Source organism: Globicatella sp. PHS-GS-PNBC-21-1553, from assembly GCF_033564055.1.
Lineage (GTDB): Bacteria > Bacillota > Bacilli > Lactobacillales > Aerococcaceae > Globicatella > Globicatella sulfidifaciens.
The window spans coordinates 2263686-2276705 of the sequence record NZ_CP085470.1; the positions used below are offsets into that span (position 1 = coordinate 2263686).

General features: G+C 35.1%; 12 protein-coding genes. 11 read left to right on the forward strand and 1 reads right to left on the reverse strand.

Annotation, left to right across the window (positions count from 1 at the left end; all coding sequences use genetic code 11):
• Nucleotides 1-342: 342 nt before the first annotated feature.
• The gene (gene rpmG / locus LB888_RS10870) at nt 343-495 is read left to right on the forward strand and encodes a 50S ribosomal protein L33 (protein ID WP_066125827.1); all 153 of its coding nucleotides are present in this window, start codon (nt 343-345) and stop codon (nt 493-495) included.
• Between the two features lie 311 nt (nt 496-806).
• On the opposite strand, the gene LB888_RS10875 is transcribed toward rpmG, so the two are convergent.
• Nucleotides 807-1517, reverse strand: coding sequence for a CPBP family intramembrane glutamic endopeptidase (locus LB888_RS10875; RefSeq protein WP_078755992.1), 711 nt, complete (start codon nt 1515-1517; stop codon nt 807-809).
• A 123-nt stretch (nt 1518-1640) separates the two neighbouring features.
• Between LB888_RS10875 and LB888_RS10880 the strand changes: the two genes are divergently transcribed.
• The 10 genes from LB888_RS10880 (at nt 1641) to LB888_RS10925 (ending at nt 12918) form a co-directional block, all read left to right on the forward strand.
• On the forward strand, nt 1641-3548 hold the full coding sequence (locus tag LB888_RS10880; RefSeq protein ID WP_318752932.1) for an ABC-F family ATP-binding cassette domain-containing protein: 1908 nt from the start codon (nt 1641-1643) through the stop codon (nt 3546-3548).
• A gap of 10 nt (nt 3549-3558) precedes the next feature.
• Nucleotides 3559-4503, forward strand: coding sequence for a thymidylate synthase (locus LB888_RS10885; RefSeq protein WP_318752933.1), 945 nt, complete (start codon nt 3559-3561; stop codon nt 4501-4503).
• Nucleotides 4504-4518: 15 nt separating this feature from the next.
• Entirely contained in the window at nt 4519-5022 is a 504-nt protein-coding gene (locus LB888_RS10890; RefSeq protein WP_276931924.1) for a dihydrofolate reductase, read from the forward strand.
• On the forward strand, nt 5019-6068 hold the full coding sequence (locus LB888_RS10895; RefSeq protein ID WP_318752934.1) for a serine hydrolase: 1050 nt from the start codon (nt 5019-5021) through the stop codon (nt 6066-6068). Before LB888_RS10890 ends, LB888_RS10895 begins: the two co-directional genes overlap by 4 nt.
• A gap of 10 nt (nt 6069-6078) precedes the next feature.
• On the forward strand, nt 6079-7017 hold the full coding sequence (gene pip, locus LB888_RS10900) for a prolyl aminopeptidase (RefSeq protein ID WP_276646573.1): 939 nt from the start codon (nt 6079-6081) through the stop codon (nt 7015-7017).
• A 539-nt stretch (nt 7018-7556) separates the two neighbouring features.
• Nucleotides 7557-8393, forward strand: coding sequence for a VOC family protein (locus tag LB888_RS10905; protein ID WP_276646570.1), 837 nt, complete (start codon nt 7557-7559; stop codon nt 8391-8393).
• Between the two features lie 184 nt (nt 8394-8577).
• Nucleotides 8578-9333 (forward strand): tRNA (adenine(22)-N(1))-methyltransferase, encoded by a 756-nt coding sequence (locus tag LB888_RS10910; RefSeq protein WP_318752935.1) that lies wholly within the window; start codon nt 8578-8580, stop codon nt 9331-9333.
• Nucleotides 9290-10096 carry a Nif3-like dinuclear metal center hexameric protein gene (locus tag LB888_RS10915; RefSeq protein WP_318752936.1) on the forward strand — a complete coding sequence of 269 codons (807 nt, stop codon included), beginning with the start codon at nt 9290-9292 and terminating at the stop codon, nt 10094-10096. The genes LB888_RS10910 and LB888_RS10915 overlap by 44 nt, the downstream gene beginning before the upstream one ends.
• Nucleotides 10097-10109: 13 nt before the next feature.
• A complete protein-coding gene (pepT, locus tag LB888_RS10920) occupies nt 10110-11345 on the forward strand; it encodes a peptidase T (protein WP_318752937.1) in 1236 nt (411 codons plus the stop codon).
• A 433-nt stretch (nt 11346-11778) separates the two neighbouring features.
• Nucleotides 11779-12918: a BMP family protein gene (locus LB888_RS10925; protein WP_318752938.1), complete on the forward strand. Its 1140-nt coding sequence runs from the start codon at nt 11779-11781 to the stop codon at nt 12916-12918.
• Nucleotides 12919-13020: the final 102 nt, after the last annotated feature.

Genomic DNA, 13020 nt, shown 5'->3' on the forward strand with positions numbered 1-13020 from the left:
TGGACCAACACTTTAACAATCCATCTGTTGGTTGTATAGTGCAGGGGTTGAGTGGTAACAAACGGCGTCTTAATGAGGTTAGGTAAAAGAAGCGAAAATTATTCGTTTTTCTACTTCTGGTCACTTCCAACTTTTCGGCGGTAGGGAAAATTGCGTAATTTAATCGATACGTTATTTCTCGCTCACTCCCTTCAAGTTGGATTTAAAGGCCTTTTAGCTTAAGAAAACTCGCTGAAAGTTGCAATATTTTCTGAAAATGTATTGTTTTTAAAAATAGACAATGTTATAATTGTTTGGTACTGTTCGATGAAACAAATTACCAAACAGTTTGGAGGGAACAAAATGCGCGTAAACATTAACTTAGAATGTACAGAGTGTGGCGAACGTAACTATTTAACAAACAAAAATAAACGTAATAACCCAGACCGTTTAGAAGTTAAAAAATATTGCCCAAGAGATCGCAAAATCACTTTACACCGTGAAGTGAAAAAATAATCGCGAATTAAAAAGAAGCAACTACTCGTTTGAAGTAGTTGCTTTTTCTTTAGGTATTAATTACCATAACCTGCCATGTGGTGAGTCATCAATATATAAACCATCATAATCTGTTTTAACAATAAAGCTGGGCCAAAACTAAAATAACAGTTTGGTCCAGCTATTAAATTTTATCAAGCGTTGGTTGAATAGCAAAAAATGGTATCTTAATGGATAGTTTGCTACTGACTCTTAGATGCGAGACGGATGGCAGACGAAGCAAAAATCATCTAGTTTTCTACTTGTTGCCACTGTTTTTAATCCATGTTGGATTATTTAAATAACTGAATAAAACCAGTCGCTGCTTCTTCTAATAATTCTTGGGGGATTAATTGCACTAAATACATTAAGATAACGGATAAGGCATTATTGACAAAATGAAAACTAATGGATCCCCAAATATTACGGTCGAATCTTACATACATATAAAGTAATGAAATCGATAATGGCAGATAAATAAGAAAGTCTTGTAAAGAAACCACATGGGCTCCCGCAAATAATAAAGTAGAAACAATCCACATGATAACGACTAGTCCGCGGTTCGCTTTATTGACCCAACCGTTTAAAGACTCTCTAAAGACTAACTCTTCAACTAAAGGTGCTGAAATAACAGTAAAGAAAATAAATAATAAAGGATTGATTTGAGTTTGCATTTCCTCTAATGCTTGTTGGTTCATTCCTAATGATTCCAAGTCTAAGTAGGGTTCAAAAAGCGTCATTAAAACAGTTCGAGCGAACACGTTAATGATAAATAAAAGAAAGGAAAGCCAAAGGATTTTCTTCAAGGTTGTTTGTGTTTTAAATCGAGCCCATTCTTCTTTAAGGTGATCACCAAATAAAAATAATGCCAACATGACGTTTATAATGCTACTTAAAGCCGTACTGGTATACATATCTATGACACCAGTCGCACCTAATACACCAAAAAGAATCATATTAATAAAGAAACCAAAAAACATAATTTTATTACGATGTTTTTTCATAACAACACTCCTTTTCTAATACAATAATCATAGCATATTGTAACGTTTACTTAAACTAATATCATTCATTATTAAAGTAAAACTATGATATAATGAACAAGAATAAAAAACGAGGAGAAGCCCATGAAAGAATTAAAGATTGAACAATTATCCAAAACATATGGTACTAAAATATTATTAGATAAAATTGACTGGTCAATTAGAACTGGACAACGCGTCGGCTTAATTGGTCCCAATGGGACAGGGAAGAGCTCATTGTTAAAAGTAATTGCTGGCTTAGATAATTATGATAGTGGGACTATTTCTAAGCCGAATCAATATACCGTAGCTTATCTCGACCAACATCCAGAACTGGATCCTAATAAAACTATTTTAGAAACGGTCTATGATAGCCAAGCTCAAGACATTCAACTATTATTGCAATATGAATTAATCCGTGAGCAATTAGAAGCTAATCCTATGGACGAGGATTTATTAACTCAATTTACGCGTGTTAGTGATGAAATGAATTTAAAAGATGCTTGGGATATAGAAGTTAAAGCAAAAGCTATTTTATCACAATTAGGGTTAACCAATTTATCACGTCGAGTAGGTGAGTGCTCGGGTGGTGAGCAGAAAAGAATCGGTATTGCTCAAGTATTAATTGAATCACCTGATTTATTAATTTTAGACGAGCCGACAAATCATTTAGATGTCAAAAGTATTCAATGGCTAGAAAAATATTTAGCAAATTATCCAGGTGCCTTACTGTTAGTAACCCATGACCGTTACTTTTTAGATCGTGCGGTAAATTTTATTGTTGAATTACGTCATGGAAAACTAACTGAATATGTTGGTAATTATGAAACCTATGTCATAAAACGGACAGAACAAGCAGCCATTAATCAAAAAGTACAAGAAAAAGAGAATAAATTATTTCAACAAGAATTAGCTTGGATGAGAAAAGGCGCTAAAGCTCGTACCACTAAGCAACAAGCTCGTATCGATCGTTTCGAGGAGTTAAAAGGAAATATTGCGAATCGTCATCAAGAAGCTGAAGGAATTGAATTTGACTTCCAACAACAGCGTATTGGGAATCGTGTCATTGAATTAGAAGATATTGCCATCTCAATCAATGGGCAAAAAGTGATTGAAGGGTATACTAAGAATTTTGTTAAAGGAGATCGTATTGGCATAATCGGGGCAAATGGTGTGGGGAAATCAACCTTTTTGAATACTCTAGCCGGTTATCATCCGCTTGATTGTGGCGTTTGCCAAGTGGGTCAAACCGTGCGTATGGCCTATTATCGACAACTGGATCAAGATTTGCCTAGTGATGTTCGAGTATTGGATTATTTAACTAAAATCGCCGATAATTTTAAACGTGAAGACGGCTCATTAGTAAGTGCTTCTCAATTATTGGAGCAATTTAATTTTCCAAGAAATACTCATGGTACACAAATTCAATATTTATCGGGTGGAGAAAGACGTCGTCTTTATTTACTTTCACTCTTAATTCAGCAACCAAATGTTTTATTATTAGATGAGCCGACCAATGATTTAGATATTGATACTTTAACTGTACTGGAGGATTATTTAGCTAATTTTGAAGGGGTGGTATTTGTCGTTTCTCACGATCGCTATTTCTTAGATAAGACGACGGATTATTTGTTAAATATTAAGGGAAATGGCGCCTATGATATTTACTGGGGTAGTTATTCTGAATATTTAGAAGAAGCCGCTCTACAAACTAATAATGAATTCAAAGCTATCGTTAAAATAGATGAAGTAGCGAAACAAGATACGGATACTAGTCAAAATGATCTTCAACCGAAAGCGAGAAGATTAAGTTATCATGAAAAGAAAGAATTAGAGAAACTGCCAAGTGAAATTGAGCAATTGGAAATACGTTTAGACGAAATTCAACAAGAAATGAACACAATCACGAGTGACGCGGGTAAATTAATGGATTTACAGCGTGAACTTGAAGAAAAAGAAGAAGCGTTAATGGCCTTATATGAAAGACAAGAGGAATTAACAACGCTCAATTAAAAGGAGCATTATGATGGAACAATATCAACAACTTGTCCAATCGGTATTAGAAAATGGACATTTTAAAGGAGATCGTACTGGCGTGGGGACCTATAGTTTATTCGGGTACCAAATGCGGTTTGATTTAAACGAAGGTTTTCCAATGGTCACCACCAAACGAGTACCATTTGGATTAATTAAAAGTGAATTATTATGGTTTTTAAAAGGGGATACCAATATTAAATATCTTTTGGAACACCATAATCATATTTGGGATGAATGGGCCTTCGAACGCTATATTAAAAGTGAAGACTATCAAGGACCCGATATGACCAATTTTGGATTAAGAGTCTTAGAAGATGCTTCGTTTAAAGCAGAATATGAAACTCAAATGAAACTGTTTCAAGAAAAAATATTATCGGATGCAGCATTCGCTGCTAAACATGGTGAACTAGGTGATGTATATGGTAAACAGTGGCGTCAATGGGAATTACGTAATGGTGAAACACTTGACCAAATTAAAGAGGTTATTAATCAAATTAAAACAAATCCTGATTCTAGACGTTTAATCGTTTCAGCTTGGAATCCAGAGGACATCCCAACCATGGCTTTACCACCCTGTCATACCCTATTTCAGTTTTATGTGAATGATGGCAAGTTAAGTTGTCAACTTTATCAACGGAGTGCCGATATCTTTTTAGGTGTACCCTTTAACATTGCCAGTTATGCCTTGCTGACACATTTAATCGCCTTAGAGACTGGATTGGGAGTAGGAGAGTTTGTTCATACTTTAGGCGATGCACATTTATATCAAAATCATCTTGAACAAGCGAAGTTATTATTAACAAGAGAACCGAAAGCTTTACCAAAATTGATCATTAATCGGTTCAATGGCTTTGACCAAATTGAAGCGGATGCGATTCGTTTGGAAGGATATCATCCTCATCCGACGATTAAAGCACCGATTGCAGTTTAAGAAAGGATAACAACCATGATTAGTTTTGTTTATGCACAAGAATCACGTGGTGGCATTGGCTATCAAAATCAATTACCGTGGCATTTGCCCAATGACTTAAAATTTTTCAAAGAAACGACCATGGGACACACAATGTTAATGGGGCGTAAGACATTTGAATCGATGGGCAAACGCTTGTTACCCGGTCGAAAAACGGTGGTGATGACGCGAGATTTAAATTATGGAAAAAACATTGAAGGCTTAACGGTTATCCATCGTTTAGAAGAAGGACTTGAGTTAGCTCAAGATCAAGAATTAATGGTTATTGGTGGTGCTGATATTTTTAAGCTGTTTTTACCCTATGCCGATCAAATTATTCGAACGTTCATTGAAAGAGAATTCCCGAGCGATGTTTTTATGCCAGCCATCGATGAAACGGAGTGGCAATTAGTCAAAGTAGTAGCGGGTGTATTAGATGAAAATAACACAATCCCTCATCAATATGAATGGTGGGAACGTAAGGGAGTATCAAAAACATGAATAAGTTTACTTTTTTATTTTTAAGTTTAACATTTTGGACTGTTAGTAATGAGAAACCTATCAAGGCTCAAGACATCACGACAACCGAGGCAACCGAGATGACGTCAATTACAAACGAAGCTAATGAAACCAATCAGACAACAGAATCTAATGAATCTAATACCTCAGAATCAAAATATATTATAGATACGGAAGTCTCATGGCCAGAAATTAATCAAAGTTTCGAAGAACAATCATCTTCCAATATGATTGAAGAGTTTAACGATCAAACGAAAAGTTTAATAGTGGATCAAATAAGCATTATTAAAGAACAGTCAAAAACAAGTTCCATTTTTGTACAAGCGGCTAACCATCAACTTTCTTCTTCAGAAGATGCGACGGAAGTATTACCGGCCGATGATTTAATAAAATTATTCATTGCGGCAGTATATTTTTATCAAATAGAAACCAAACAAATAACCGCAGATGATATGGTAAAGATTGCTGATCAAGAAATTATACCAGGAAGTACTTTAGCTAATTTACCACAAGATAAAAGCTATAGTTTAAAAGTACTGGTTCAATTAATGCTACAATCTCATGATAATATGGCAACCGATTTATTAATAGAATCATTAGGTGGCATTGAAAAAGTAAATCAACAAATTCAAGAGTTAGGCTTTATTCAAACGACCTTGGTCAATAATATGGCGACGGAATTATCCGGGGCCGCTAATCAATATAATGAAACATCAGCGAGTGACTTAGCAAATTTATTACTAGCTTTATTCCAAGGGGTATTATTTGATGAAGATATTAACCAAGAAGCTTTAACGATGTATTCACAACATGGTCCCATTGGTATTGCTAATAGTTTAGACACTAATCAATTGTTTTATGGTTTAAAAGCGAAAGCAATGCAAGAGGGGATGCTTCACGATGCCTTATTGTATGAAGTTGAATCAGAAGTTCCGGTGGTCATTGTCGTGATGTCTGAACAATTAAGCGATGCTGAAAATCGCTTAGATAATTTAGGCTATCAACTAAATCATCTCATTATGGAATAGGAGGGATACGATGGCTGGTTATTTGAATACAAAAATCAATCAAGTTTATCATTTAGAGGTGGATGAGACTCATACTCTTTATATTGAGGAATGTGGTAATCCAGAGGGTCAACCGGTTTTATTTCTGCATGGCGGACCTGGAGGATCAGTTGGGGAACCTTCGCGTCGCTTTTTTAATCCGGAAAAATATCGTATTATTTTATTTGATCAAAGAGGAACCGGACAAAGTCAACCTTTTCTGAGTTTAGAAAACAATACCGTGCTCGATAGTGTCGCTGATATTGAAAAAATTAGACAATATTTGCAAATAGAACAATGGTATGTATTTGGTGGCAGTTATGGGACTACTTTGGCATTAGCTTATGCGATTCATTATCCGCAGCAAGTTCAACATTTAATATTGAGAGGTATTTTCTTAGGCCGTCAAAGTGATGTTGATTGGCTTTTCCAAGAAGGGGCAGGCTACTTTTATCCTGAAGAATTTGAACGATTTAAAAATTATATCCCTGAAGCTGAACAGGATGATTTAGTAACAGCGTATTATCAACGAATGCTTGATTCAGATGAATCAGTCAGAGACGAAGCGTGTTATGAATGGAGTCAATGGGAAACAGCTATTGTTAAATTAGTCCAAAATCCTAAAGATTTAAGACAACCCGTTACTAATGGTGATCGTTCAATTGGTTTATTAGAATCACATTATTTTGCTCATAAGATGTTTTGGGAAGAAGATAATTATTTGTTGAATCGGGTAGATAAGCTGCAAGACATTCCGATGGATATTGTACATGGGCGCTATGATGTCGATTGTCGCTTAAGTGGTGCCTATGAATTACAACAGCTTTGTCCAAAAGCTAAATTGCATATCGTTGCCTTAGGTTCTCATACACCTTATGATGATGCGATGTTCACCAAACTGGTAAGCATTATGGATGAATTAGCAAGATAATAAATGACGAATTAATGCATAGGATGTTCATGCTAGAATCAGCAGTAATTATAGTTGATTAGTAGAAGCGGGGTAGCAGTAGAAAATGAGTTGATTTTTGCTTTGTCTGATGACCCTTATAGGTTATGAGATGGTCAGCAGTGAAAGTGAATAAATTTATCTTTATGTGCTTATTCTGAAAAGTTTGAGAGCTAGCCAGCAGTATAAAGTGAATATTTTTCGTCTTGTTTACTCATCCTGTATAATGTGCAGGCATCAAGTCAGTCATTAAGACAAAATTTGATGACACTCAACAACTGTAATTTTAATTATCAAATGATGGCTAGGCCAAATGTTTTAAGATTTTGCCTAGCCTGTTTTTAATATATTTTTGTTAAACAAATTAATGATATGATGCAATAATAAAATTGAGAATATAAGATGATTTTGTCTATTGTCATGTAGCTCATAAAATTTATTTTTATTTCTAGTTAGTATTAATTGACATGGTTAGAATAATCTGTTTTAATATACTCATTCACATTAAAAGGAGCATTTGAATGATAGAATTAGGAGCGGTTGTATTAAACACCAAACACTTACAGGCACAGAAAAATTTTTACCAACATATTATTGGTTTATCGGTATTAAAAGAAGAGGATAATAAAGTTGAATTAGGGGTTAAAGGTAATAAAGAACCACTTATTACTTTAATCTCGACTAACTTGCCTAAAGGACATCACTATGGCTTATACCATTTAGCAATTTTAGTTCCTTCTCGTAAAGATTTAGGTGATGCTTTATTACATATACTCAAAGCTCAAGCACCATTACAAGGTGCTTCGAATCATGGATATAGTGAAGCAATTTATTTGGCAGACCTTGAGGGCAATGGTATTGAAATTTATCACGATCGTCCTAAATCAGTATGGAATTATCAAGGCGATAAAATTATTGGCATTACTGAAGAGATGGATGCTGAAGGTGTATTAGCTTTAGCAGAAGACAAAAAAACTTATTTCATGCCAGAAGGCACCAAGATGGGACATGTTCACTTATCAGTCGAAAATCCACTTGAAAGTCAAGTTTTTTTCAAAGAAATGTTAGATATGGATGAAAAATTTTCAATGAGAGATCAGGCGACTTGGTTAGCAAATGGAGATTACCATCATCATATTGCTGCCAATAAATGGGCAGGCGTATTGAATAAAATTCAAGACATTCATACACCCGGTTTGAATCACTTTGTAGTGAAGGTAAAAGATGAGACTGACTGGCATCGTTTCCTTGAAGCGACTGAGACCCATCCAGAATATATCGTTAATCAATCAGCCAAAGAATATTTTATTAAGGACAATAATGGGATTCATATGCTTGTTCGCCAAGACTATCAATAAAAGAGCGAAAGATTGATATAATCCTTTAAAATGATGACGTACTAGATCAAGCGATTCTATTGGTAGCTTGATTTAAAGACGTTGTCTTTTTTTATTTATTGAAACAAAATAAAGTGTTAAATGTTTTATTGAAGCGAACGATTTGATACAATAAATGAGTAAGTAAAGTAAAAGGGGATTTTAAATGAATTCTGAAAAATTATCACCAAGATTAGCGAAAGTATGTGAATTTTTAGTTCATTATCAAAAAGATGCGATTCGCTTAGCGGATATCGGCAGTGACCATGCTTATTTGCCTTGTCATTTAGCATTAAATAAGCAAATTGAATTTGCGATTGCTGGCGAAGTAGTAGAAGGTCCTTTTCAATCAGCTAAAGCCGAAGTCGCAACCAGAGGACTTACTGGAGTCATTGATGTTCGTAAAGGGGATGGCTTGGCGGTTATCACCGAAGCAGATCAAATCAATGCTGTGACAATTTGTGGAATGGGTGGCAGTTTAATTCGTAATATTTTAGATGAAAACAAGGTCATCATTCGTGAAAACACGGTTTTAGTTTTACAGCCTAATATGGCGAGCTATCAATTAAGAAAATGGCTCAATCAAAATGGGTTTGTCTTTCTTACTGAAACGGTGGTGGAAGATCATCATCGTGAATATGAAATTATGGTAGTTCAAAAGAATTCTCATCATAAGCAACTATTGACGGTTAATGAGTTGCAATTTGGCAAATATAATTTGGAAAACCCAACAGCTGCTTTTTATCAAAAATGGCAAAAGGAACTGTCATTACTTGAGACGACATATCAATCAATCGTTGAAAAAGCAGGGGCAGATCATCCTAAAGTGCAATTAATGCAAGAGGAAATTAATCAAATTAAGGAAGTGCTTAATAAAAATGACACAAGTGACATTTCAAGATTTAATCGATGCTTTGAATGAATTGTATCCACCCACTTTGGCAGAAGATTGGGACCCAATTGGTTTACATTTTGGTGATCCAAAAGCACCAGTCAACAAAATCATGACCACTTTAGATGTTCGTCCTGCAGTTGTTGACGAAGCGATTAAGCTTGGGGTAGATACGATTATCGCGCATCATCCTTTATTGTTTAAACCTATTCAACGGTTTGATTTATCTTCTTTAACTAATCAACTTTATGCAAAATTAATTAAACATGATATTAAAGTGTTTGCGATGCATACTAATTTAGACATTGCCCATAATGGTATGAATGATTGGTTAGCTGAGCAATTAGGATTAATCAATATTAGAGAATTGGCTGTGCAGGCTACTGACGATACACCTGGCTTAGGTCGTATTGGTCAATTGGCTAATCCTTTGAGCCGAACTGCTTTATTAGATTTATTAAAGTCAACTTATCAACGAAATGAATTACCCATTATCGAGAAAACACCTCAAGAATCTTATCAAACGATTGCGATTATTGGTGGAAGTGGTTCGAGTTTAATGGAAGCAGTAGCCAGCCAAGAAGTCGATGTCTTCTTAACAGGTGATATTACTTATCATACTGCGCAGGCTTTAGAAGATATTCCAATGATGACCGTTGATGTTGGTCATTATACAGAAAGTATTTTTGCAAAAAAGGCAGCTGAAGTGATACAATTATTAGCAAATGAAAAACAGTGGCCGGTGACAGTGCAAGCTACTGAATTGAATATTAATCCCTTTAGATATGAATAGGAGTGTTTAAATTATGGTCGATATTTTTAATCAAACAAAAGAACGTCTTTTAAAGTATACAAAAATTAATACGCGCTCAGATGAAAGCAGTGATACTATTCCTTCAACTGCGATTCAATTTGATTTATTAAAATTATTAGTGATTGAATTAGAACAATTAGGTCTAGAAGATGTAGAATTAAGTCCTACCAATGCTTTTGTTACGGCAACGTTACCTGCTAATACGGATGAACCATTACCAGCAATTGGTTTTATCGCGCATGTGGACACTGCTGATTTTAATTCAGTCAATGTTCAACCTCAAATTCATGAAAATTATGACGGTAAAGACATCGTTTTAAACGAAGATGAAAATATTGTAATGTCAGTCAAAGATTTTCCAAATTTACCACCATATAAAGGTCAAACACTTATTACGACCGACGGCACAACTTTATTAGGAGCTGACGATAAAGCTGGGATTGCTGAAATCGTAACAGCCTTAGAATATTTAATTGCTCATCCAGAGATTAAACATGGAAAAGTGAGAGTGGCTTTCGGTCCGGATGAAGAAATTGGACGTGGAGCAGATCATTTTGACGCGGAAGGTTTTGCAGTTGACTTTGCTTATACGATGGATGGCGGTCCAGTCGGGGAGTTAGAATACGAAAGTTTTAATGCGGCTGGGGTAACGCTAAAAATCACAGGAAAAAATATCCATCCTGGTACTGCTAAAGGTAAAATGATCAATTCCATTAGTATTATCAATGAATTTATGAATGGTTTACCTGAAAAAGAAGTACCTGAACAAACAGAAGGTCGCGAAGGCTTCTATCATATTACCAATATGGAAGCGACTGTCGATGAAGGTCATTTATCATTGATTATTCGAGATCATGACCGTGAAAAATTTGAAGAACGTAAAGTTTTTGTTGAACAATTAGTCAAAGATATTAACCAACGCTATCCTTATGAAGTCATTGAAGTTGATATTAAGGATCAATATTATAATATGGCAGAAGTTATCGAAAAAGATATGCGTCCGGTTGACTTAGCTAAAGAGGCTTTCGCAGCACTAGATATTCCTGCTGTCATTGAGCCGATTCGTGGTGGTACAGACGGTTCTAAAATTAGTTTTATGGGTATCCCGACACCTAATATTTTTGCTGGTGGCGAAAATATGCACGGTCGTTATGAATTTGTTGCAGTAGAATCAATGGTCAAAGCGACAGAAGTGATTATTAAAATCGTGGAATTAAATGCTAAGTAAAAAAAGCTTATAATGAGTGGTATTTTAGGTTAAATGATGTCATTTATTAAACTTCAGATAGATGACTGATAAATAACGCATAGTTGCTTTAAATTTCCACTCTTTACATCCAGATTTATAGAGATTAGGAAAGAAATGATTAACGTTTCTGCCTAATCTCTTATTTTTTGGACAGCTAAAGAATCTCAGTAAAAAATTATCATTTTTTATCCAAAGATAGGATGCATTGTCAAGAAAAAGTTATAATATCTATCAATTTAAATAAAAACATTCGTTTTTCATTCGTTATTTTAACTGAATATAAAAAAACAGCAAAAACAAAGTTCGTCTTTAATCGTTTTCAAAATTAATTTTTTGTTGCAATTATAGAAGGTATCAATTATAATGAAGAGTGAAACAAGGTTTCGATAACACAATCTTTTGGAGGGATTCGATGAAAAAATTTGTAAGTTTAGCATCGTCAGCATTATTAGTAGCATCTTTTGCTACACCAGTTTTAGCAGAGGAAGATTTCTCAACAGTGATGATAACTGATATCGGTGGGGTGGACGATGGTTCATTCAACCAAAGTGCATGGGAAGGTATGGTTGAGTTTGGTGAAGCTAACGGATTAGAACGTGGTGTGAATGGTTACGAATATTTACAATCAAATAGTGATTCAGATTTCGTAACACATTTAAATACAGCTGTTCAATCTAACTTTGACTTAATTTTTGGTATTGGATTCAAATTAGAAACTGCAATGAGAGAAATGGCTGAACAGCAACCAGAAAAACATTTCGCAATTGTTGACTCAGTAATTGACTTACCAAACGTTGCATCATTAACATTTAAAGACCACGAAGCATCATTCTTAGCAGGTGTTGCAGCAGCAATGACAACTAAGACTAATAAAGTTGGTTTCGTAGGTGGACAAGAAGGGTTCGTAATCGACCGCTTTGAAGCTGGTTTTGTAGCTGGTGTTGAAGCCATTAACCCAGATGTTGAAGTTGTTATCGAATATGCAGGTAGCTTCGGTGATGCTGCTAAAGGTAAACAAATTGCAGCAGCGATGTACGCGAACGACGTTGATATTATCTTCCACGCTTCAGGAGATACTGGTAATGGTGTGTTCTCAGAAGCTAAAGATATTGTAACAGCAGATCCTTCACGTGAAATCTATGTAATCGGTGTTGACCGTGACCAAGAAGCTGAAGGTATTGTTGAAATTGATGGTGAAGAACGTCATTTAACATTAACATCAACCCTAAAACAAGTTGGTGCAGCAGTTAAATCATTTGCTGAACAAACAAAAGCTGGTAATTTCGAAGCTGGTAATAAAGTTTACGGTTTAGAAGACGGTGGTGTTGGTTTAACAGATGGTCAATTATCAGAAGAAGTTTTAGCAGCAGTTAAAGAGTATTCAGATAAAATTATCGCTGGCGACATTAAAGTTCCAGAAGCACCAGGACAAGAAGTAGAATCTACTGATGATACAGAATCTGAAGATGCAGAAGAAGCGACTGAAGAAGAAACTGCAGCTGAAGATTCAGAAGAAACAGCTGAAGAAGAAACTGAAGAATCTGCTGAGTAATCAGAAGAAAACAGCCATTTAAGACACAACTGTTGAATAATTTTCATCTTATTCATAGTTAAACAGTAGGGCATTCAATTGAATGCCCTTTATTTTTTCATA